The sequence below is a fragment of the Streptomyces sp. NPDC031132 genome (genome assembly GCF_055570595.1).
Genome location: NZ_JBVIGX010000050.1, coordinates 10,899 through 32,111, shown reverse-complemented (window position 1 = coordinate 32,111; position 21,213 = coordinate 10,899). Strand labels below are relative to the sequence as shown.

Genomic DNA, 21,213 nt, shown 5'->3' with positions numbered 1-21,213 from the left:
CGATGATCCGCCACACCGTCCTCTTCCGCTTCAGGCCCGGAGTGGACTGGACCGACCCCCGGGCCCGAGCCGCCGAAGCGGCCACAGCGGGCCACCCGGACCGGATCGAGGAGATCCGGGAGTGGGAATTCGGACGCAACATCACCGAGCGGCCGGTCGCCTACGACTTCGCCCTGGTCGCAACATTCGCCGACCGGGAAGCCATCGACCGCTACCTCCACCACCCCGACCACGTCCGCGGTGTCGAGCTGTGGCGGGAGATCGCCACCTGGGTGGTCGCGGACTTCGCGCCCGCGTGAGGACGCTCCCCCCACGCCCAGCCCGGCCCGGGCCCGGCCGGGCGGAGTCTGGGGACAGGCGCACCTCCCCGGCGGCCTGGTCGTCCGCGGACCGGGTCCGCTGCGCAGCGACGTGGTGCAGCCACAAGACACACGGCGCCGCCTCTCGCCACCGGCCAGGGCCCGCTGGCGCACATGGGGTCGTTTCGCCTCGGGTGAACTCTCCCCGGGCCACCCTGCGCAGCCACCCCTGTCTTGGGTGCGGTGTCCGCGTACGGCGCTCGTCCGCGCACTCATGTCGGCGCGGCCTGATCTCGAGCGTCGCGGGCGAGCCGTTAGGCAGCGGGTGCAAAAGGGGAATCGTGGTGACCCCCGACTAGAACGAGGCCGGGGACAGCCGGACGTGTGATCCGACTGCACCCGGCCTCGTCGGCTGTGCGGGATCAGGCGATGTCCGCGTACCAGATCCGGCTCGGCGGGCCGGACTGGTCGGAGTCCGGGAAGCGCTTGGGCATCCCGGGCCTCAGAGCGGGGCGTAGCAGCCGCCACGTACGCTCGATCGCCTCGCCGGTGAAGCCGTCGAACTCCGGCGTGACCTGGAGCAGCACGGCGCCGTCACGCAGGGTCTCGACCCGGTGGAATTCACCGGCCGCGGCGATGCCGTCGCCGCCGCCGAGCTGCCCGGCAATCTCGCGCGGGATCACCATCAGCCGCTCGTACCCGCGCAGCAGCCGCCGCGACTGTGGCAGCGTCATCGAAGGCAGCGGCGGGCCGACCCGCTCCTCGTGCTCGGTGCGGCCCAGCGACAGGCCGTAGCCGACCTGGGCGTAGGACGGGTCCACCTCTTGCGAAAAGTCTCGCAGCAGCTCCGTCATGCTCGCCTGGGCAGCGGGCCCGAAGCGCTTTTCGGAGGTCACCGCGCTGAGCCTGACCCAGTCCCTGGAGCTCTCGTCCCGCGCGACACCCATCCGCAGGAGCTCTTCACCGGGCATGCCCCGGTCGTCCAGCCGGTAGACCGCGGTCTCGGCCAACTGCACGTCCAGGGTCAGCCACTTGCGCAGCATCGGCAGGTTCTTGCGGGTCAGCACCCGGGAACGCTTGGTGATCCGCCCGGTGCTGCTGACGACGTCCGCCTTGAGGAAGCCCCAGAGCGACCCGGGCGGGCCGCACTGTACCGACTTCTTGATCGACTCTTCCACCTGCCCGGTGGAATCGAGGACCGCCGAGAAGGACTCTTCCTCCAGGCGCTCCGCGCCCTCGACGAGCCAACGCCAGGCTAGGTCGGCCAATACCTCGGTGCTGCGGTACTCCGTGTCGATCTCGCATCGGATCTCGTGCATGGCGCTCATCACTCCTTTCGAGAGAGTTGTCGGTCGGAATCGGACCCCATTCCCAAGCCCAGGTGTCGACGCCGCGCTGGATGGAGTCGCCGAAGGCGATGGAGACGCCGCCGGCGGTGGTGAAGTACATGGGGGTCACCGCGCCGCCGATGACGTGGTAGGCGAGCTTGGACTTCCAGTCGGCCTCGCTGTATCCGGCCGTCCGGCCGTCGTTGATCACGTCCTCCCGGATGGAGCTCATGACGCCCAGAGCCGTACCCGCTTTGTTGATCGGGTTGGTGAGCTCCGACCCGTGCGCTCCCTTGGGGATCTCTTCGAGGGAGAGGTCGATGTACCGGGATTCCGCCTTGTGGAGCGTCCCGTAGGCTTCAGGGTCCTCGGAGAGGCCGCGCATGAACTGCACCAGGTCCTTCTGGTTGCCCGCCATGTGGGTCTTGTCGCCGTCTTGGAAGTATCCGGTGCCGGCCGCGGAGATGTACGTGGAGTCCAGGCCTCCCAGGATCTCGTGGGTGTCGGCGGTGTAGGTGGCCAGGGCGCGGGCCAGCGGCTCGCGCATGTTCTCGTGCACGCTCTGGTCGGGGCCGAGGCCGCCGATCACGTCGTGCATGATGCGCGCCTGTCCCTCGGTGTGCGGGGTCGCCGGCCAGGGGTCCTGGTTCGGGCCGAGCGGCGTGTGGCCGGTCGTGCCGGATTCAAGGAGCAGTCCCAGACCGGTGCGGGCGTCCTTGCCCTCGCTCTCGGTGTCGCTGTGCGTCTCGATGTTTCCGTGCCAGACGGGAGTGTCGTCGAACTTCCAGTCGCGTTCCTTCAGCAGGTACTGGAGGTTGTCGTTTTTGTGGTCCGCACCGGGGTCGAGGTAGGAGGTGGCAGCAGCAGGGTCCTTGGACATGATGCCGAGCAGGCCGTCGAGCGGGTCGTTGGCGAACCATCCGCCGTTCTTGCCGCTGAAATCGCCTTGCAGGTCCCAGATGTTCGGGTCGCCGCCGCGCTTCTTGTCCTCCGCCGAGAACCGAGCCGGCCCATCAGGACCTTCACCTGCTGGTCCCACGTGTCCGCCACCTTCTTCAGGCCCACGGCTGCGTCCCAGCCCTCGAAGCCCTTGACCGCAGTGTTGGTGCTCTCGTCCGCGTGCTCTGTCACGTTCGTGGGCTCGAGCTCGGTCTCGATGGTGTTGGCGGCAGACCTCTTCTGCGCCGGCGTCGACGCGAAAGTCCCACCGCCACCGCCACCGCCACCGCCACCGCCACCGCCGTCGGCTGCCGGAACACCGTTGAGCCGCATCGCTGCTTGATCGGCGACCCTTGCTCTCTTGCTGCCCCACTCCTGCGTGAAGTCCCCCGACACGACCGCCCCCGTTCAACTCAAAAAGCTGTTCCCTGCAGTCCGTCAAACGGCCCATGCTTGCGGACAAACCACGGGCCGACGACGGCGTGGAGGAGCTGCGGTGGGCGCTGGTCGATGCCTGTCGCGTCCATCACTGCCGCGCGGCAGTGGCCACCGGATACCGGGCACGGCGCAGCTCTCCTCGACACAGGGCGTTCCTTGATCTCTCCGTCGCTTCGCGGCAGCGCATTGCCGTCGACCGGCAGTCTTTACCCACCATTCGCTACCGGTGAAGGACCCTTTGCTGCCTATGGCAACCTGATTGCGCGTCAACGGGTTCGCCGACGCGACGAGAACGGGGGAGTGCGTGACGGAGCGGGAAGCACCGCAAGACCAGCTGACGGGGTATGCCGAGTGCCTTCGCGACGCCTGTACCACCGGGCGCCGGATGACGCGCTCCGAGCTGGAGGCACGCCGCGCCGAGGGGGAGCGGGCCGCAGAGCTCGGTCTCACTCTGCGCGTGATGATCCGCGAGCACCTGACCGTGTCCCGGGAAGTCCTCACCGGGGTGCCGATCCAGCAGGCAGGCGTCCTGCTTGCGGTAACCGAACAGGCAGTAGACGCCTTCGTCGAAGGCTACGAGCGCGCCCAGCACCAGGCCGTGCGCCAGGAGGAGGCCGCACGTCGGGAGTTCATCGACGACCTCCTCTACGGGCGCAGCGATCTCGGGAGGCTGGCGGAGCGTGCCGAACGGTTCGGGCTGCGCCTCTCCCAGGCCCACGCGGTGGCCGTGGCGAGCGGACCTGAGCCGTACGGCGACGGCTACCCGGTGGCCCGCGGGATCGAGTCGGCGGTGCTGACCCGGTTCGCGGGCCGGCAGATCCTGCTCACCACCAAGGACGGGCGGCTGATCTGTGTGGCTCCCGGTGACCAGCCGGACGTTCTGGCGTTCTTCGCCAAGCAGGCGTACGCCGCCACCGACGGCGGCAAAGTGGCCATAGGCCGCTCCCATCCCGGCGCCGGTGGCGTGGTGCACTCCTACGAGGAGGCACTCAACGCCCTCCACCTTGCCGAGCGGATGGGACTGGACGCCCCGGTGCTGCACGCCGCGGACCTGCTGGTCTACCCGGTTCTCACGAGGGACCGGCAGGCGATGGCCGACCTGGTGGAAAACGTGCTGGGCCCGCTCCGTAACGGGCGCGGCGGCGCCCAGACCTTCATCGACACCCTCACCGCCTATTTCGACAGCGGATGCGTGGCGACCGAGGCCGCGCGTCGGCTGTCGCTGAGCGTGCGGGCGCTGACCTACCGGCTGGAGCGGATCCACGGTCTGACCGGCGCCGACCCGGCCGACCCTGTCAACCGCTACACCCTCCAGACCGCGGTGATCGGCGCCCGCTTGCTCGACTGGCCCGACACCCAGGAGTGAGCCCCCGCCTCAGGGCGCGCGGTTCCTGCGAGCCGCCGCCCAGTGCTCGCGGATGCGGGCAGCGAAGCCAGTGGGCCAGTTCGCCGAGGCTGATCAGAAGGGCGGCGCTCGCCGCACACGCCACCAGCAAGGCAGGTGCTTCGCGCAGGTGTCCTCCACCCCACAAGAGCACGGTGAGCGCACCCCACCACACGGCTATGGAGACAGCTTCCGTGCGCCGGCTGCGGGCCATGCCGAAGCTCCCTTCTTCCCTCGCCCCTCGCCGGGGGGAGGGGCGGTCGGTTCTCACGCCAGGGCGAAGTAGCGCAGCCACAGGTAGAGAGCGGAGATGGCGATGGTGACGGCGGTGACGAGGAGCCCGTATTTGGTGAACTGCCAGAAGGTGATGGGGTGGCGGTTGCGTTCGGCGATGCCGAGGACGACGACGTTGGCGGAGGCTCCGATGGCGGTGGCGTTGCCGCCTAGGTCGGCGCCCAGCGCGAGGGCCCACCACATGACGTGGTCGGGGTCGCCGCCCATATCGGCGACCAGCTCGCTGGTGATGGGCGCCATGGTGGCGACGTAGGGAATGTTGTCGACGATCCCCGACAGCACGGCCGAGCCGCCCAGCAGGAGCATCGTGCCGCCCAGCTGGGCTCCGCCGATGACGTCCGCGAGGGAGCTCGCGAGTTCTCCGATGACGCCGGTCTCGATGAGCGCGCCGACCATGACGAACAGTCCGGCGAAGAAGGCGAGGGTCGGCCATTCGACCTCGCCGAGCACCTCCCCGGTCTCGACCTTGGAGATCGCGACCAACAGACCGGCGCCCAGGAGGGCGACGACGCTGGGTGGGTAGTGCAGGACGGGGTGCAGGACGAAACCTGCGACGACCAGCGCCAGGACGCACAGACCCTGAACGAGCAGCCGGGGCTCTTTGATCGCCTCGCGCTCGCGCAGCTCCATGATCTCCGCGGCGCGCTTCTCGTCGTAGACGAAGTGCTTGGCGAACATGATCCGGCAGAGCGCTACCAGGACGACGGTCAGGACTGCGGCCAGCGGCGCGAGGTGGACCAGAAAGTCGTTGAAGGTCAGGCCGGCCCGGCTGGCGATGATGATGTTGGGCGGGTCACCGACCAGGGTGGCGGTGCCACCGATGTTGGAGGCGAACACCTCAGCGAGCAAAAACGGGATGGGCGACAGCTTCAGCCGGTCGCACACCAGCAGCGTCACCGGGACGACCAGCAGCACCGTGGTGACGTTGTCCAGCAGCGCTGAAGCCACGGCTGTGATGACGATCAGCATGGCCATCACCCGGAACGGTCTGGCCTTGGCCTTCTTCACCGACCAGATCGCCAGGTACTCGAACAGGCCGGTCCGCTTCAGGACCCCGACGATCATCATCATGCCGAGCAGCAGGAAGATGACGTTCCAGTCAATGCCGGTCTCATCCGAGTAGAAGGCCGACGCGTCGTCGGTGGCCCCGATGGCCAGCATCAGCGCCGCCCCGCCCAGGGCGGCGGCGACGCGGTGGACCCACTCGGTGATGATCAGCAAGTAGACGCCCGCGAAAACCGCGACCGCCGCCCAGCTCTGCCATCCGCTCACCCCTGACCCCCCACGTCCAGCAGGTGACGCATCAGAGAGGCGGCCGAGACCACGCCGACCAGTCGGCGCCCCTCGGTGTCGCGGTCGATGACGGCGACCAGCGGCACATGGGTACGTGCCATGAGCGCAGCGATCTGCAGCGCCCCGGCCTCGGGGCCGACGAAAGCCGGCTTGAAGGCACGCGCCGGGATCCACTGGGCGACGGTCTTCCCGGCGAGGCCCTCGGTGAGGGAGTCGGCGTGCCGGTCGTCGATGACCGCGGCCAGCAGCGGATCCTCCATGACGTACTCGGGCACCAGCTGCCGCACCAGTTGCGAGCCGGGGACGACCGCGTACGGGGTCCCGTCCCTCTCCAGGACCAGGAGCGCGGCGAGGTCGTGCTCGGCGAGCAGACGTACCGCGTCCACGGCCTGGGCGTCGGTCGTCACATGCGGGTAGGGCTCGGCGAGATCACGGGCGATCATGCTGCTTCTCCTGGTCGAGTGCACTGCGCGGGGCGAAAACGGTGCCGGTCTGCCGGGCGGCCTGGGCGTTGTCCGGTATGTCGGTGAGGTCTTCCACGTCGAAGAGGCGGGCGATGGGCACGTCGGTGCTGGAGTGGGCGATGATCGAGAACGCGATACAGACGGCGATCAGCGTGTACGCCTGTTCGCCCTGCGGGATCCCGGCTTGGAGCACGAGCAGGCCGTAGACGACGGACGCGAAGCCCTTGGGGCCGAACCAGGCGGCCACCAGCTTCTCCCGCCGCTCGATCCGCGCCCCCAGCAGCGAGACCAGCAATGAGGCTGGGCGGATCAGCACGATCGCCAGCACTACGGCCACATACCCGCCCACCGACAGGTCGCCGAAGAGTGCCGGCGTCAGCAGCGCACCGAAGACGAGGAGGGCTGCGAACTTGGCCAGCTCCGCGAGCATCTCGCCCAGCGGTTCGAAGACCGTCTTCGCCTCGGGCGAGACGGAGGCCAGTACGGCTCCGGCGGAGAACGCTGCCAAGTAGGGGTTGGCGTGGGTGAGGTGGCACAGCCCGTACAGGATGATCCCGGTCGCCAGCGGCAGAAGCGGCTGGAGCTTCGGCTCCGCCCCCAGCAGCCGCAGCCGTACCAGACCCGCCACCACCAGCGGCAGGACGACACCGAAGACCAGACCGAGCCCGAGCTCCAGGGCGATCTCGCCAACGGAGGCGCCCGCCTGACCGGAGGTGGGACCGGCCGCGGCGATCAGGAGCAGCACGACGGGCAGCGCGAGACCGTCGTTGATGCCGCTCTCCACGTTCAGCAGCTGCCGCAGCTTCGCCGGGACTTCCTTGCGGCCCACGATCGCCGAGGCGAAGACCGGGTCGGTCGGCGCGAGGACGGCGCCGACGAGGAAGGAAGTCGTCCAGTCCAGCCCGACGAGGTGGTGGGTGATCAGCGCCATGCCAGCCATGGCCAGCGGCATGCCGAGACCCAGCGCGCGGGCCGGGTTCTTCCAGTTCTGCCGCAGCTTCGGGAACGAGACGTGCATGCCGTCGGTGAACAGCACCACGAACAGAGCCAGATCAGCAGTCACCGACACGATCTCGCTGTCCGCCGTGATGTGGATCAGCCCGAGGAACCCGTCACTGACCAGCGCCCCGCCCAGCAGGAACAGCAGCGAAGTGGACAGGACCGTGCGCGCGGCAAGCCCGGACAGCAGCACGGCGACCAGCAGCGCCACACCGAAAACAGCGACGAGCGCCATGACGTCAGACCCCGATCCACGAAGCGAGCTATCCCTATCGCCGACCAGGCTTCCCGGCACACCACGGCGGACTTTACACGTTCCATACGCCCCGTTGACGGTTCCCTGACAGCAGTTCGCCCCACTGGAACTTGCCGGACTCCGGCATGAACAAGTCACGAGCACCCCGTCTATCGTGGGCGTCCGCCCCAGGAAGGTACCGATGAACGGCAACCCCACCTACCACGCGATCGCCCTCGCGGCAGGCACACTGCTCGTACTGCCTGTCCCCTTGGCGATCCTCACCGGCTGGATGCCACGCGGCCTGCAAAGGCGGCGACTGGCCGCCCGCCCCTATGCCTGGGCCCTGCTCTTCCTCTATACCCTCATGCCGCTCAACGCCGTCCCTCGAATGATGGACGCATCCGCGGACACCGTAATGGCCTGCACGGTCCTTGGCTTCGTCTTCATCGCGGCCGCTGTCGGCTGCTTCATCCAGGCCGAGCGCACGGCGCGGCGAGCCAGCCCCAAGCAAGTGGCCTGACCCATGGACGGCCGCAGCATCACGGCGTGGGCGCGCCGCAACATCACCGAGCGCCGCCTGGCGTGGAGCCGAGCGGAGGAACCTGTGGCGAAGGGCCTTCGTGCCCACCCGACGCGAGGTATGGAGAGCCCGCTGAGGAGCCGGGCTGTGGGCGCGGTCAGACCCGGCGCATCGAGGCGGCCGTCCTTGCAGGTCCGCATCCACTTCAACGCGGCCGCCACCCTGATCCGGCGCTGCCGCAAGACTTCACACCCCCGCATCCCTCCTGCCGTCTACGCCCTTCGTACGCCGCGACCAGGCGAGTGCACATGCCGCAGCCCCTGCCGGATCACGTGCCGCGCAAACCGGTCACCGCTGCTTGGCGGAGATCCACACAGCCGCCGCGGCCGCCACGGCGAAGGCGCACAGGGCGAGGAGCGCACGGCTGTACTCCGGCAGCGCGTACATCACGGCCCCGGCTGCGGTCAGCACGGCGCCGAAGACGAACAGCGCCGAAGGACGCCCGATTCGGGAAGGGCGGGGCATGGGGAGCACTCCTGGCGGGGAGAGAGTCGAACCACCAGGCTCCCATGGCCCGGGTGCCCGGTACCGGGCCACTCGCCGCCGGTTCCGCCGCAGCCGGACGCGCCCGGTCAGGAGCCCGAGGCGTGCACGTCCCGGCGGCCGAGGAGCTCGGCCAGCCCCCGCCGCGTCGCGGCGAGTACGACCCGGTCCTGAGCTTTGAGGACGTAGCCCGGGTGAAGGTCCCACACCAGCCGGTCGTGGGGCTCGGCCGCCTCGCCGGGCGGGGACGACAGGTCCGGTAGCCGTTCCTCCGGCGAAGCGGTGTCCAAAGCGATCACCCGCCAGGACCCCGGCCTAAAGGATTCGGCGACGGTACGGCCTTCCAGCTGCGGGTGCCCGGCGACGTCCAGGGCCGCGAAGAGCAGCACGCGCCGCTCCACCGGAATGGCACCGAGGATCTGCCGGCCCATCATGGCGCCGGCGAAGGCGGGCGCGGCCAGGTGCGTGACGCTGCGGCTACGGGTGAGGGCGGCCGGGTGCGCGGCGCGGAGCGTGCGGTAGACGGCCGTGGCGAAGTCGTCCTCGTACAGTCGCATGACGACCCGCAGGTCCGGCCTGACCGCGCGCCCGTACAGGGCGGCCTCCAAGTTGGTGGTGTCAGCGCTGGTGAGTGCCAAAAGCGCGTGGGCGCGGTGGATCCGCGCGGCCTCCAGCACGCCCTCCTCTGTGGCGTCCCCCAGAACGACGGGCACCCTCATGCGGCGGGCCAGCGCGAGTCCGCGGGCCTCCGGATCGGACTCGACGCACACCACCGGGATCTCCAACTCCCGCAGCCGGACCAGGACCCGGGCCCCGATCTTGCCGAGCCCCAGCAAGACCACATGCCCGGACAGTCCGCGGGGCGGACGGCGCAGCGCCGTCGCGCTGCGGAACGCCCCCAGGCCCTCCAGCGCGGCCGCGACCAGCACCGGCAGAAGCAGCAGGCCGACGAAGCCAGCCAGGATCTGCAGCGTCTTGCGCTCGGGAGCCTCGTCGACCGCCGGATCGTTGATCGCGAAGATGTCGAGGAGGGTGATGTACGCGGCGTGCAGGGGACGGTCTCCGGTGGTCAGCCAGGACGCCACCGCCAGGCCTGCCACCGCAGCAATGATGCCCGCCAGCGACCAGCGCAGCCGCCGCGAGAAAAGCGACGCCACCGGCAGCGACGCCGCGACCAAGCGCCGCCCCGGCACGGCCGGACCCGCATGCGTCATCGCCTCGAGCGCCACGATGCCGCGGCCGGTCGCCGCTGCCACCGACCGGTCGTCGGGCAGCAGTTGCGGCCCCTGGTCCCCGCTGCGGTCCGAACCTTCGCTTCCGGCCGGATCGGCGGCGGTCGCGGACAGCAGCGCCAGAGTGCACAGGCCCGGATCGGCCACCTGGCCCCGCCCCGGAGGGGTACGTTCTACCGCGCGCAGCAGCAGACCGTCGGCCTGGATGACCTTGCTGGTTCCGGCGATCGCGCTGGCGGCGAGCGCCGGCGCGGCGGTGTCCGCGTCCGAGAGGACGGTCGTCGACGAGTCCAGCTCGCGCAGGTCGATGCCCGGCTCGGCGACGACCGCCGCCTGGTCCAGCAGCTCCTCAAGGTGCTGACCGAGCTTGCGGTTGTACAGACGGATCACCAGCCGCAGCCGCGGGTTGAGCCGACGAGCCACGAGCGCAGCCCGTACGTTCGTGTCGTCGTCCTCGTACACGAGCGCCAGCGCGGCCGCCCCTGCCACCCCCGCCATGACCAGCGCATCCTCGTCCGGCTCCGCCGCCTCCACGACACGCAGATCCCGGCTGCCGGCGCCCTCCGGCGAGGGCCGTCCCGCCTGCCTGTTGCCGGGTACGCGCCCACGCACTCCGAGACTCCGTGCGCTCCAGCGGCCGACAGCCCCGTGCGGCGCGTGCACGCTCGCCGGCACCACGAGCGTCACCCGCTCCCGGTACACGTCGCGCAGCTCGGCGGCCAGCCGACGGGCCAGACCGTCATCGCCACAGACAACCATCTGACCAGCGGGAAGGGGAAGTTGAGCCTGCAGGGAATTCGACACGGCCCCAGGATGCCTTGTACCCGGCACCCACGCGCGCCCCCGTTCCGGCTACGACGCTCCGCGCGGCGCCGCGGCCGGCTGACAAGCGGGCCCCCGATCCTCGACGCCTCGACCATGTGCGTCAAAGAAGCGTAAAGATTGCCGACGGCAGGCAATGTGCGAGCCCGTGTCCTCCTGTCAATCTGCAGTTGTCCAGCGGGAAGGCAGCGGTCAGACGGGGAGGTCCCATGGGCTTGTTTCTGGGTCTCGGCATCGGGGGAATCGTGCTGCTCGCTGCCTCGCTGGTGTTCGACGGGGTGCTCGAAGGTGTCTTCGACGGCGTCCTGGACGGACTGTTCGACGGGTGGCTGTCGCTGCCGGTGATCGCGGGCTTCGTCTCGATGCTCGGCTTCACGGGGGCGATCGTGCTCGGGTCCACGGGGCTCGGGCAGGGAGCGGCAGCCACTGCGGGGGTCCTGGCCGGGGCGGGCGCGGGCTGGGCTACGTACGGCTTCAGCCGGGCCCTGCAACGCGACGGCGACGGCAGCGCCCCGCACCAGGCGGACCTCGTCGGTTCGGCGGGGCGGGTGGTTACCGCCATCCCGTCCGGCGGCTACGGCGAGGTACTGCTGTCGCTCGGCGGCCAGCCGCTGAAGTACGCCGCGACTGCCGACGCCCCGATAGAGCGGGGGGCCGAGATCTGGGTGACGGCCACGCCGTCCACGACCTCGGTCAGCGTCCGCGCCGTCCAGCGCTGAGCAGCACCACCAGAGCCTCCACCTTCCGATCCTCTTTCCATCAGCCCTTGAGTCTGCCCCCTTCCGGGAGGCAGGGGGGAACCGCCATGAGTCCTGTTGTCACCGCGGTCGTGGGAGTCGTCGTACTCCTCGTCCTGCTCGCCCTCGTCGTCGTCACCCGCTACAAGGTTGCCGGACCCAGCGAGGCGTTCATCATCACCGGGCGCCGGGGCAAGAGGTCCACCGATCCGGAGACCGGGCGGATATCGACCGACAACACCGGTCAGAAGGTCGTGGTCGGTGGCGGAGTGTTCGTCGTTCCGTTCGTCCAGCAGCGCTACACGCTCGACCTGTCCAGCCGCCACATCCCGATCGCCGTACGCGGCGCGGTCACCCTGCGCGGCATCAAGGCCAACCTCGAGGGCGTCGCGATCGTCAAGGTCGGCGGCAACGAGGACGCGATTCGCGCCGCTGCGCAGCGGTTCCTGCAGCAACAGGACGGCATCGTCGGCTTCACCCAGGAAGTTCTCTCCGGCGCCCTGCGCGCCATCGTCGGCCGCATGTCGGTTGAGGACATCATCCGCGACCGCGCCGCGTTCGCCGGCCAGGTCGCCGAGGAGGCCGAGGCCAGCTTGTCGGGGCAGGGCTTGGTCCTGGACGCCTTCCAGATCCAGGACATCACCACCGAAGGCTCCTACCTCGAAGACCTCGGCCGCCCCGAGGCCGCCCGCGCCAAGCAGGAAGCGGACATCGCCGAGGCCAACTCGCGCCAGGCCGCCGAACAGGCCCGCCTGAAGGCCGAGGAGGAAATCGCCGTCGCCCAGCGCACCCTGTACCTGCGCCAGGCCGAGATCAAGGCCGAGACCGACGCCGCGACCGCCCAGGCCAACGCGGCAGGCCCGCTTGCCGACGCGGACCGGCAGCAGCAAATCCTGGCCGAACAGGAGAAGGTCGCCGAACGCCAGGCGGCCCTGACTGACCGACAGCTCGACACCCAGGTCCGCAAGCCCGCCGACGCCCGCCGGTACCAGGCCGAACAGGAAGCCGAAGCACTGCGGGTCGCCCGCGTCAAGCAGGCCGAGGCCGAGCGCCTCGCCGCCATCGCCGCCGCCCAGGCCGAGGCCGAACGAGCCCGCCTGACCGGCGAGGGCGAGAAGCAGCGCCGCTCCGCCCTCGCCGAGGCCGAGGCCATCGAGGGCGCCAAGCGCGGCGAGGCCGAACGCGCCCGCCGCGCTGCCATCGCCGACGCGGTACGCCTGGAGGGCGACGCGGAGGCCGCCGCCATCTTGGCCAAGGGCGCCGCCGAGGCCGAGGCCATGCAGAAGAAGGCCGACGCCTTCGAGAGCTACGGTGACGCCGCGATGATCCAGATGATGGTGGAGGCACTGCCCCAGGTCGTGGCCAAGGCCGCCGAACCGCTGTCCGCCATCGACAAGATGACCATCATCTCCAGCGACGGCGCGAGCAAACTCTCCCGCACCGTCACTGAGAACGTCGCCCAGGGCATGGAACTTCTCTCCTCCGCCACAGGCATCGACCTTGCCCAACTCCTAGGCGGCCTGACCACCGCCAAGACGTCCGCCATGCCCGAGTCGAACTCATCCAACGGCAAGATCGAAATCGCCGGCTAGCTCGCACATCCTTGGGGCCCGCTGAGAGCGGGCTCCAAGACGCGAGCGCGAAGCGAGGGGGATGCCAGGTGAACTACGACCGTGAGCCGGTGTTCAGACGAAGCAAGTGGGGCACCCAGAGGTACTACTACAACCCGCGCAACCCCATCGGACTCACCCTGATCATCGTCTCCCTCCTCTTCGCCGGGACGATGATGCTCCTCATGGCGAACCGGGCAGGCCCGTTCGCACCGGAGCCCGCGCCCACATGGAGTCCGCCACGATACGAATACTCGTGGCCACCACCGGCGAGCACCCCCACACCTTGGCCGGACCCGCTGCCCACCAGCCCGCCCGAGCCTTGAGCTGCCAATCCGCCGGTGCGTGGCCCCGAGAGCCGCCGAGCGTTTCTGAACGGTGGAGCACGTTCCACCCGCGTGCCACAGCCCATACATCCTCCGGTCCGTGGGGCGACGGTCCCTTCGCGTTTGCGGAGCTGCGCTCCCCATCGCAAGGACGCAGGTCCGGCAACGACTTCTGGGGACGTCAGTCCAGGGTGCGCAATCAGGCTGTAATGAACTGATGATCGTTAATTGAAAACAGGGGGACGAATGGAAGCCGATGAGACGCCTCTGGAAGTGTCGGTTCTTGAGGACACCGCACCAGAGAGGGCTGAGAAGAGGGCCCGGGACGCACGCCGCATCGAGGGGTGGTCGATCGTCTGGATGCTCCTCGCCATGCTGGTGTGGGGGTGCTTCATCTTCCTGATGGTCGCCGATTACGGTCCCGAGGTGTCCTCTTACAAGGGGACCCACGCGGTGTGCCAGGGGCCGCTCGGCGACCCGTCGCCTCAGGACAGAGTCTGCCGAAGCGACGAGCTGCGGCAGTGGCCCGCGTTGATGGGCATCCTCGCTCTGGCGTCCGTAGCGACTGTCACCGCAGCGGCAACCATGGTGTACGCCAAGGTCCTCGCCCGCCTGGCCCACAGCGACGGGTCCGGCGTGCGGTCACAAAGCTGACGTTCCGTCTGCGTGGACACCAGAAGGCCGCCTCTGGTCACCAGACCACCGCGAAGGCATCAGCACAGCCGCCCTGAACCCGTGCAGATCACCGTATCGGCGAGAACCTGCGCGCAGCGCACTTGTCATGAGCCACCCCGAGCTGCCCGATCCGGCAAGGACATGGCTGATGAGGTGCACGGGCCGTGGCATCGATGGCTTGACGGGGTCCCGGCCGGTCAGGGCCCGATGCGAATCTCGTGGGCGCCAATGCCGCGCCAGACGATGTGCCGCTCGCCGCCGCGCAGCTCACGGCAGTATGGTCACGTGGCGCCCGTCCGGTCCCCAGGTGAGCTCGTAGACCCCGGGAGCTATCCGCACCCCCCTTCACGCGCAGACCGTGCCGGAGAGCGATGACATTCGCGTCCGGCCCGGGGCCGCTTCCCGCCCGGCGGGCACCTGAGAAGAAAGTTCGGCTCTCGCTCCCGCCTGGCGGGACGTCCCGCTGATCGGTCTTTCCTTGCAGGTCAGAGCCGTGTGGCGTGGTCTCCATGACAGTGGATATCAAGATCGTCCGGGCCGGTCAGATGTACCGCTACTTCATGCGCCAGACCGTTGTCGGCGACGGCCGCCGCCCGGCGCGCACGCCGCTGCGCCAGGCCCAGGAGCAGGCCGGTGTCCCGGCCGGGCGATGGATGGGCCACGGCCTGACCGTGCTCGGACTCGCGCCGGGTGAGGAGGTCACCGAGGCGCAGCTGCGGAACCTCTTCGGCGAGCGGGGCCGCCACCCGGACGCGGACCGGATCGAGGCCGAACTGCTCGCCAAGGGAGTCTCCCCGAAGAAGGCGTTCAAGGCCGGCGCCCTCGGACGCCGGGTGACGGTCACTGGTGTCGACTTCGTCTTCCGGCCGCAGCCGACGGCCGAACGACCGGGCTTGACCGGGGGAACGGCATCCCCCTGCCGCCGCGCCGTGCTATCAGCTTTGTATCGGCGCTACAGCCATCCGCGCCTTGTGGCGTTCACCCCTGCCTGGAATCTGCTGACCGCCTCGAGTCTCTCCATCAGGTTGGACATCATGCGGCTGACGGTGCGGGGGGAGACGGAGAGCGTGCGGGCCGCGGCTTCGTCCGTGTCGCCCGCGGCGGCGAGGGCCAGGAGCGCTCGTTCTGTGGGGGTGCAGCCGTTGGAGTCGGGGCGAGGAGGCGCCCCAAAGGGTGTACCTGCGGACCAGCACTGCTCGAACAGCGCACGGAGGGCGGTGACGATGCCCGGGCTGAGGATTTCGAGTGCGCCCGCGCGGGGGTTCTCGGGATCGATGGGAATGATGGAGACACGGCGGTCAATGATGATCATTTGTATGGGCACGGTGGGTATGGTGCGCATCTGACCACCGCGCTCCGTCAGCCATCGGGCGTACGCGAAGGTGTCGGGGTCATTGCGGAAGCTGTCGCGGCACACGGCTCGGATGACGACTCCGCGGCGCATGGCCTCTTCGTTGAGCGGAGTGGCGGCGCTGCGGGCGTCCGGGCGGTGGGCACCGCCGGGGTTCAGTGACAGGCATTCGAAGTGGGTGGTCCGCTGGAGTTGTTCCAGTCTTGTGCGGATCGCGTCGAGGCCTTCGAGCCGGGTGGCGCTGTCAGACAGTCTCGTGCCGAGGTGGGCGGCGGCGATGGCTGCTATCTCCGCTCGGGCACTTTCCACCTGGGCCTGGCGTTCAGCGATCTCCGCCTCGGCGGAGGCCAGCAGGGTGGCGAGTCCGACTTCGGGGCTGACCGGGCGGAGGCCGGCCCCCGTCTGCCCCGACGGTTTGAGTAGGGCGAGGCGGGCGAGTTCGTCGAGGGCGCTCCGTGTCGCCTGCTCGTCCAGCCCGGTGTCCGCGACGAGGGCGGCCACCCCGTGGTCAGGTCGCTCGAGCATCGCCCGATAAACAGCTTCTGCGTGGGCAGACAAGCCCAGCCACTGCAACATGAGATCCCCCCGATACGAAGCCTTGATCCTAAAGGATGTTGCAGGCAATTTTCGTAGGCAGTTTTTCCTAAAAAGGTGGAGTGTTGCGGGCTGAGGCGGTGTGGGTGGAGAAAATCGCGGGCTGGCGGATCGACCGATTTGCGATGCATACCCACTGTTCGGGGGGCGTATGAGTACGGGTGGCTGCGTGCTGCCGCACCGACGCCATACCGCGAACTGCTTGACCCGCCTAAGGGCTGTCCCGTAATCCGCGGCGGGTCAGCGCGCGGCGTCAGATGCGGGGCATCGCAAGGTGGAGGGTCGTCCTCATACTGGGCGTATTCGGGCGATCTCCCGACAACGCAGCGAGGCCCTGTAGTCGGCGCCGCGCGCCCGCCGGGGATTACGGGACAGCCCTTACGTATCTCCCCGCCGCCTGCCGCTTCGTCCAGCGACTGCTTCCGCTCCTGACGCTCGCGCCTGGCGTGGTCTGGCTGCAGGCAGGCACCCAGGTGGCGTCAAGACGCCAGGCGCCTTGACGCCACCCGGGTGCTAGTGACACCGGCTCAGGGCGCGGACAGGCTTGCTCCATCGCACACGGCATTTCCCTGAATGGGGGAGATGAGATGAATCCGTCGGCCAGTACGCCTATTGGGGTTGAGTTCTTCATGTCCTACGTCGCCGCACGCCTGCTCGTGCCCGCCGCACTCCTCGCCGCCATCGGATCTGGTGTGTTCGTTCTCGGCCTCTCGGAAACGCGGCACACGACTGCGGGCGATGGTTTCGGGTGGAGCAGCACGCACCAAGTGCTGGCCGGCGATGGCTACGGATGGAGCGCGCCGCGAGACGGTATCGCCCACCCGTAGCTTCGCTTTCGATGCAGAGCGAGAAAGGCAAACCCGCCGGAAGTCGCCATGTATATGATCACATTCAAGTTGATCGGCTCCTGTGGATCAGTCACAGCCCCGAACGATGTCAGGGACCTTCTTACGGCCCACTTTGCTCCTGCGGACGGCATCGAGCACGTGACCGCAACGGCGGATGCGGGAGACGATCGCATCGATCTGGTTCTCTTCTCCCTCGCCAACTCGGAAGCCGAGGCCATGCTCACCGCTCGCGCAGCGTGTCTACGCGCCCTTGAGCGCGCACCCGAGCTCATCGCCTGGCGTCTGTCGGACGGCGCTGCTGGCGACGGGCCGGGCATTCGCTGAGCACTCCGGTATTCCGTCAGGAAAACCCCGGTCGATCGCCTGTCGAAATCAAGCGGACAGGTTTCGGATCGAGCACCATGCGTTTTCACGTTCAACCGCCATAGCTGGTGAGGGCATGGCGCGGCGCCCGGGGAGATCTCCGCGTCATATGAAATGGGAGAAAATGTCTGCAACCCTTGGTCGGCGGCTTTGTCATGCCGTGGCGACCACGCTCGGCTTGGCCATGGTGATGAGTGTCGCTTCGGTGTACACGCCGGTAGCCGCCGTTGCAGATGCGCTGCCGGTGAATGAGGGCGAGAAGGCGCTCAAAGCGGCAGCCGCATCGGGCAAGCCCGTCGAGGTGCTCGGTGAACGGACCGAGTCCACGACGACGTACGCGAATCCGGACGGCAAGTCCTTCCGCCTGGACGCCTCGGCCGTTCCGGTCCGGGTCAAGGCGAAGGACGGCGCCGGCTGGGTCGCTCCCGACGCCATGCTGGAGGTCCGCCCGGACGGCACCGTGGGCCCGAAGGCCGCCGTGGCCTCGGTCGGGTTCTCAGGCGGCGGCGATTCGAGTCTGGTCACCATTGAGCACGGCGGACGCTCGATGTCCCTGGGCTGGCAGGGGGGCAAGCTGCCCAAGCCGGTGCTCGACGGTGACAGCGCCGTGTACCAGGAGGTGCTGCCCGGGGTCGACCTGCGGATGACGGCGACCTTGAAGGGGTTCCGCGAGGTCCTCGTGGTCAAGACGCCGGAGGCGGCGACGAACCCGAAGCTCCAGCGTGTCGAGTTCGACCTTGAGGCAATGGACGTTCGTCTCAACTCCACCAAGGACGGCGGGCTGTCCGCCACGGACGCCAACGGCAAGCCGGTGTTCAAGGCGCCCCCGGCCCTGATGTGGGACTCGAAGGGCGTGTCCACCTCGCCGGCCATGTCTCCGAAGGCGAAGATGGCCGCGGTCAAGAGCGAGGGCGGCACGCTACCCAAGGCGCTCGTCGGCGCGGAGCCCGGCAGCCGTCCCGCCGACGGTCCGGCCCTCGGCTCCGGGGCGGCGAACATGCCCGTCGAGGTCGACGCTGACTCGTTGGCCGTCGTACCGGACTCCTCGCTGCTGAAGCAGAAGGACCCCGCGGCCTTCCCCCTATATATCGACCCCTCCGTCGCCCTCGACGACGGCACCGAGCACACCGCGCTCCGCAACGACGGCGTCTCCTTCTGGAACTGGGACAACGGCAGCGACGGCCAGGGCAAAGGTATGGGCAAGTGCGGCTCCTGGAGCGGCTACTACTGCGGTCCGGGCTACGTGCAGCGGCTGTACTTCGAGTTCTCGCCGAACAAGCTCGTGGGTAAGGAGGTCCTGACCGCCCGGTTCCGGATCACCGAGCCGTGGGCCTTCCAGTGTGGCGTGCGCAACGTGTGGCTGGTCCGGATGGACGGTGAGATATCCCCCTCGACAAGCTGGGGGAACAAGCCGAACTATGCCGACCTCATGGGGGACCGCTGGCTGTCGGCTGGCCGAGGATCAGCCTGCGACCCGAATTCACCGGCTGCCCCGGTCGAGTTCTCCGACGCTGCGGACGAGCCGGACGAGAATCTCACCCCGACCGTCCGCGATTTCGCCAACGGCAGGTACAACAGGCTGGACCTGGAACTCCGTGCCGAGGACGAGTCGGACACCGCGGCCTGGAAGCGGTTCCGCAACGACGCGGTCCTGTCGGTCGACTACATCGGCAAGCCCAACACTCCCATCTACGTCGGCCTGGTCACGGGTGCGGGGGAGATCTGCTCGAACGACCCGGCCAAGCCGTCGATCGTCTCCGACCCGACGCCGGCCATGACCGCGATCACCGAGACGGTGTGGGGCGGCGAGTCCGGCGCCCAGCTGCGGATTCTCATGCAGACCGAAAAGAAGGAGACCAACGGCACCTGGACGCCGGTCAAGGCCAACGCGGCCGACGCCGACTACATCAGTCGGCCATCCTCGGGATTCGTGGGGGACAACGTCCCGGTCACCAGTGACCCGCCCGCCACGCTGACGGACGGCGCCCAGTACCGCTTCCGGACCTGGACCCGGTCCTACGCGGACGGCAACGAACGAACCAGCGCTCCCAGTGCGGACTGCTACTTCAAGGTCGACTCCAGCGCCCCCAAGGCCCCGACGGTCACCTTCGGAGCTCCGTACAGCCAGTGCACCAGCACCGCGTGCACGGCGGCCGGCAAGCCCGGCCAGGCGGGTCAGTTCACCTTCGCTCCGGCGAGCGGTGACACCGTCACGGCATTCCAGTACAAGCTGTCCACGGACACCACGTGGACCGAGATCGCCGGCTCGAACCCGACCGTCTCGATCACTCCGCCGCTGTCGGGGACGATGAAGCTGAGCGTGAAGGCCAAGGACGCCGTGGGCCGCTGGGGCGCGACGAAGATCGTCGACTTCGTGGTCAAGGAGGGCCCCAACCCGATCGGCTACTGGACCTTCGACGAGGCCTCCGGCCAGGCCATCGACACGTCGACCACCGACCCGGCGCTCAGGAACAACATGTACCTCGCCGCCGGAGCCCAGCGCCCCGCAACCGGCCGACGGGGCTGGGTGCAGACGCCCACCCCGCACGAGGACCGCGCGCTCCAGCTGACGAACGGCCAGTACGCGAACAGCGACAAGCCGGTGTTCGACACCCGTAGCTCCTTCACCGTGGCCGGCTGGGTCCGCCTGGACCGCACGGACGGCACCTTCTCCATGCTGGCCCAGGGCGGCAAGAACTTCAGCGGTGTCGCCATCACCGCCGCCGCCGGCCAGCCGTGGTCGATGCAGATGGCCACGGACGACACGGCCGGCGGTACCGGCGCGATCAGCCGGCTTAGCGGTCCGAACCCGGCGCAGGCCGGGGTGTGGACCCACGTCGCCGCCACGTACAACGAGTCCACCGACCTCGCGAAGCTGTACGTCAACGGGCGGCTCCAGGGCCAGATGACCGTCACCAACCCCATCGCCTCCACCGGAGTCATGGGAATCGGCGCCGCCAAGCAGTCCGCCGCCTGGACGGAGCAGCTCCCGGGCCGGATCGACGAGGTCAAGGTCTGGCAGGACGAGAAGAGCGCAGACGAGGTCAAGCAGGACTCCTCGCTCTTCGACCCGGCGACCGGCAAGCCCGCCGTCGACCTGGCCGGAGCCTGGGACCTCACCACAGCCGGCCCCGCCTTCGCCGACAAGTCCGGCAACGGCCGCGCCCTGACCGCGACCACCGGTACGCCCGTCACGGGCGGCGCCCTGGTCCTGAACGGCTCCACCCAGGCGGCCACCGTCGCGGGTCCGGTCGTCGACGACACGGGTTCGTTCACGGTGACGGCCGAGGCGAAACTCGACAACACCGCCCTCCTTGCCAAGCCGAACGGCTACAAGGCCCAGGTCATCGGCCAGCGCACGGCCACCGGTTCCTCCTGGAGCCTGTGGTTCGAGAAGACCGGCATCCGCCAAGAGCCGGACGAGCAGGACCCGACCAAGATGCTGGACTTCGTCGAGGGCAGCTGGCACTTCGGCCGCCTGACGGCCGACGGCACCGGGACCTCGGTGGCCAGCGACAGCCCGGCCGCGCTCAACGCAGGCGTCCAGGTGACCGGTGTCCACAACGCTCAAGACGGCACCATCACCCTCTACGTGGGCGCGGCCGGCCAGGCCCAGCCCAAGGCCTACACGGCCAGCGTCGGCAGCGGCGAGCTCGCCGTGGGCAAGGGCTTCACCAACAGCGCCTGGGGCAACTTCCTGCCCGGCCAGATCAAGGACATGCGCCTGTGGTCCGGCGCGATGAAGGACGCCCAGCAGGTCACGGACACCGTCTTCGGCTCCGGTAGCTGACCCTCCGAACCACCCACTTCACGGACTTGGGGGGGGGGGGGGGGGGGGGGGGGGGGGGGGGGGGGGGGGGGGGAGGGGGGGAGGAAAAGGAGCAAGAGGGGAGGAGGTGTGGGGGAGAAGCAAGAA

Annotated in this window: 17 protein-coding genes and 1 pseudogene; 10 read left to right on the top strand and 8 right to left on the bottom strand. The window is 69.1% G+C overall.

Annotated features, from left to right (window positions below):
* Positions 1-2: 2 nt before the first annotated feature.
* Positions 3-299, top strand: coding sequence for a Dabb family protein (locus tag ACZ49B_RS36325; protein WP_468314843.1), 297 nt, complete (start codon positions 3-5; stop codon positions 297-299).
* Positions 300-721: 422 nt separating this feature from the next.
* Here the strand turns inward: ACZ49B_RS36325 and ACZ49B_RS36320 are convergent, their stop codons facing one another.
* Both ACZ49B_RS36320 and ACZ49B_RS36315 read right to left on the bottom strand, forming a co-directional pair.
* Positions 722-1,366 (bottom strand): hypothetical protein, encoded by a 645-nt coding sequence (locus ACZ49B_RS36320; RefSeq protein WP_468314841.1) that lies wholly within the window; start codon positions 1,364-1,366, stop codon positions 722-724.
* Positions 1,260-2,666: a hypothetical protein gene (locus ACZ49B_RS36315; RefSeq protein ID WP_468314839.1), complete on the bottom strand. Its 1,407-nt coding sequence runs from the start codon at positions 2,664-2,666 to the stop codon at positions 1,260-1,262. Before ACZ49B_RS36315 ends, ACZ49B_RS36320 begins: the two co-directional genes overlap by 107 nt.
* Positions 2,667-3,389: 723 nt before the next feature.
* Here ACZ49B_RS36315 and ACZ49B_RS36310 point away from each other — a divergent pair.
* On the top strand, positions 3,390-4,370 hold the full coding sequence (locus ACZ49B_RS36310; protein ID WP_468314836.1) for a PucR family transcriptional regulator: 981 nt from the start codon (positions 3,390-3,392) through the stop codon (positions 4,368-4,370).
* Between the two features lie 285 nt (positions 4,371-4,655).
* Here the strand turns inward: ACZ49B_RS36310 and ACZ49B_RS36305 are convergent, their stop codons facing one another.
* From ACZ49B_RS36305 to ACZ49B_RS36295, 3 genes are read right to left on the bottom strand one after another with little or no spacing between them, the layout of a single operon-like run.
* On the bottom strand, positions 4,656-5,954 hold the full coding sequence (locus ACZ49B_RS36305; RefSeq protein ID WP_468314834.1) for an ArsB/NhaD family transporter: 1,299 nt from the start codon (positions 5,952-5,954) through the stop codon (positions 4,656-4,658).
* Positions 5,951-6,418 carry a CBS domain-containing protein gene (locus ACZ49B_RS36300; RefSeq protein WP_468314831.1) on the bottom strand — a complete coding sequence of 156 codons (468 nt, stop codon included), beginning with the start codon at positions 6,416-6,418 and terminating at the stop codon, positions 5,951-5,953. The genes ACZ49B_RS36305 and ACZ49B_RS36300 overlap by 4 nt, the downstream gene beginning before the upstream one ends.
* Positions 6,405-7,673, bottom strand: a complete 1,269-nt coding sequence (locus ACZ49B_RS36295) for a cation:proton antiporter (RefSeq protein ID WP_468314829.1) — start codon at positions 7,671-7,673, stop codon at positions 6,405-6,407. The genes ACZ49B_RS36300 and ACZ49B_RS36295 overlap by 14 nt, the downstream gene beginning before the upstream one ends.
* A 202-nt stretch (positions 7,674-7,875) precedes the next feature.
* Here ACZ49B_RS36295 and ACZ49B_RS36290 point away from each other — a divergent pair, with 202 nt between their 5' ends.
* Entirely contained in the window at positions 7,876-8,196 is a 321-nt protein-coding gene (locus ACZ49B_RS36290; RefSeq protein ID WP_468314827.1) for a hypothetical protein, read from the top strand.
* 348 nt (positions 8,197-8,544) lie between these two features.
* Here the strand turns inward: ACZ49B_RS36290 and ACZ49B_RS36285 are convergent, their stop codons facing one another.
* The gene (locus tag ACZ49B_RS36285; protein WP_468314825.1) at positions 8,545-8,721 is read right to left on the bottom strand and encodes a hypothetical protein; all 177 of its coding nucleotides are present in this window, start codon (positions 8,719-8,721) and stop codon (positions 8,545-8,547) included.
* Between the two features lie 107 nt (positions 8,722-8,828).
* Positions 8,829-10,730, bottom strand: coding sequence for a potassium channel family protein (locus ACZ49B_RS36280; RefSeq protein WP_468314823.1), 1,902 nt, complete (start codon positions 10,728-10,730; stop codon positions 8,829-8,831).
* Positions 10,731-11,002: 272 nt separating this feature from the next.
* Between ACZ49B_RS36280 and ACZ49B_RS36275 the strand changes: the two genes are divergently transcribed.
* The 4 genes and pseudogenes from ACZ49B_RS36275 to ACZ49B_RS36260 all read left to right on the top strand — a co-directional run.
* Positions 11,003-11,512 (top strand): hypothetical protein, encoded by a 510-nt coding sequence (locus ACZ49B_RS36275; protein WP_468314820.1) that lies wholly within the window; start codon positions 11,003-11,005, stop codon positions 11,510-11,512.
* An 86-nt stretch (positions 11,513-11,598) separates the two neighbouring features.
* On the top strand, positions 11,599-13,122 hold the full coding sequence (locus ACZ49B_RS36270; RefSeq protein ID WP_468314818.1) for a flotillin family protein: 1,524 nt from the start codon (positions 11,599-11,601) through the stop codon (positions 13,120-13,122).
* 590 nt (positions 13,123-13,712) lie between these two features.
* On the top strand, positions 13,713-14,120 hold the full coding sequence (locus ACZ49B_RS36265; protein WP_468314816.1) for a hypothetical protein: 408 nt from the start codon (positions 13,713-13,715) through the stop codon (positions 14,118-14,120).
* 530 nt (positions 14,121-14,650) lie between these two features.
* A pseudogene (locus tag ACZ49B_RS36260) lies at positions 14,651-14,947 on the top strand (relaxase domain-containing protein); the annotation flags it as partial.
* A 146-nt stretch (positions 14,948-15,093) separates the two neighbouring features.
* Here ACZ49B_RS36260 and ACZ49B_RS36255 read toward each other — a convergent pair.
* The gene (locus tag ACZ49B_RS36255; protein ID WP_468314813.1) at positions 15,094-16,068 is read right to left on the bottom strand and encodes a LuxR C-terminal-related transcriptional regulator; all 975 of its coding nucleotides are present in this window, start codon (positions 16,066-16,068) and stop codon (positions 15,094-15,096) included.
* Between the two features lie 605 nt (positions 16,069-16,673).
* Between ACZ49B_RS36255 and ACZ49B_RS36250 the strand changes: the two genes are divergently transcribed.
* The 3 genes from ACZ49B_RS36250 to ACZ49B_RS36240 all read left to right on the top strand — a co-directional run bounded on the left by ACZ49B_RS36250 (position 16,674) and on the right by ACZ49B_RS36240 (position 21,087).
* A complete protein-coding gene (locus ACZ49B_RS36250) occupies positions 16,674-16,913 on the top strand; it encodes a hypothetical protein (protein ID WP_328959558.1) in 240 nt (79 codons plus the stop codon).
* 54 nt (positions 16,914-16,967) lie between these two features.
* Positions 16,968-17,258 (top strand): hypothetical protein, encoded by a 291-nt coding sequence (locus ACZ49B_RS36245; RefSeq protein WP_468314810.1) that lies wholly within the window; start codon positions 16,968-16,970, stop codon positions 17,256-17,258.
* Between the two features lie 223 nt (positions 17,259-17,481).
* Positions 17,482-21,087, top strand: coding sequence for a laminin G domain-containing protein (locus ACZ49B_RS36240; protein ID WP_468314807.1), 3,606 nt, complete (start codon positions 17,482-17,484; stop codon positions 21,085-21,087).
* Positions 21,088-21,213 lie beyond the last annotated feature (126 nt).

Bases quoted from the DNA above. Each gene is read 5' to 3' on its own strand.
- ACZ49B_RS36290 (WP_468314827.1), top strand. From the start codon at position 7,876: ATGAACGGCAACCCCACCTACCACGCGATCGCCCTCGCGGCAGGCACA.
- ACZ49B_RS36240 (WP_468314807.1), top strand. From the start codon at position 17,482: ATGGTGATGAGTGTCGCTTCGGTGTACACGCCGGTAGCCGCCGTTGCA.
- ACZ49B_RS36300 (WP_468314831.1), bottom strand. From the start codon at position 6,418: ATGATCGCCCGTGATCTCGCCGAGCCCTACCCGCATGTGACGACCGAC.
- ACZ49B_RS36275 (WP_468314820.1), top strand. From the start codon at position 11,003: ATGGGCTTGTTTCTGGGTCTCGGCATCGGGGGAATCGTGCTGCTCGCT.
- ACZ49B_RS36270 (WP_468314818.1), top strand. From the start codon at position 11,599: ATGAGTCCTGTTGTCACCGCGGTCGTGGGAGTCGTCGTACTCCTCGTC.
- ACZ49B_RS36245 (WP_468314810.1), top strand. From the start codon at position 16,968: ATGATCACATTCAAGTTGATCGGCTCCTGTGGATCAGTCACAGCCCCG.
- ACZ49B_RS36285 (WP_468314825.1), bottom strand. From the start codon at position 8,721: ATGCCCCGCCCTTCCCGAATCGGGCGTCCTTCGGCGCTGTTCGTCTTC.
- ACZ49B_RS36325 (WP_468314843.1), top strand. From the start codon at position 3: ATGATCCGCCACACCGTCCTCTTCCGCTTCAGGCCCGGAGTGGACTGG.
- ACZ49B_RS36265 (WP_468314816.1), top strand. From the start codon at position 13,713: ATGGAAGCCGATGAGACGCCTCTGGAAGTGTCGGTTCTTGAGGACACC.
- ACZ49B_RS36250 (WP_328959558.1), top strand. From the start codon at position 16,674: ATGAATCCGTCGGCCAGTACGCCTATTGGGGTTGAGTTCTTCATGTCC.
- ACZ49B_RS36255 (WP_468314813.1), bottom strand. From the start codon at position 16,068: ATGTTGCAGTGGCTGGGCTTGTCTGCCCACGCAGAAGCTGTTTATCGG.
- ACZ49B_RS36310 (WP_468314836.1), top strand. From the start codon at position 3,390: ATGACGCGCTCCGAGCTGGAGGCACGCCGCGCCGAGGGGGAGCGGGCC.
- ACZ49B_RS36280 (WP_468314823.1), bottom strand. From the start codon at position 10,730: ATGGTTGTCTGTGGCGATGACGGTCTGGCCCGTCGGCTGGCCGCCGAG.
- ACZ49B_RS36295 (WP_468314829.1), bottom strand. From the start codon at position 7,673: ATGGCGCTCGTCGCTGTTTTCGGTGTGGCGCTGCTGGTCGCCGTGCTG.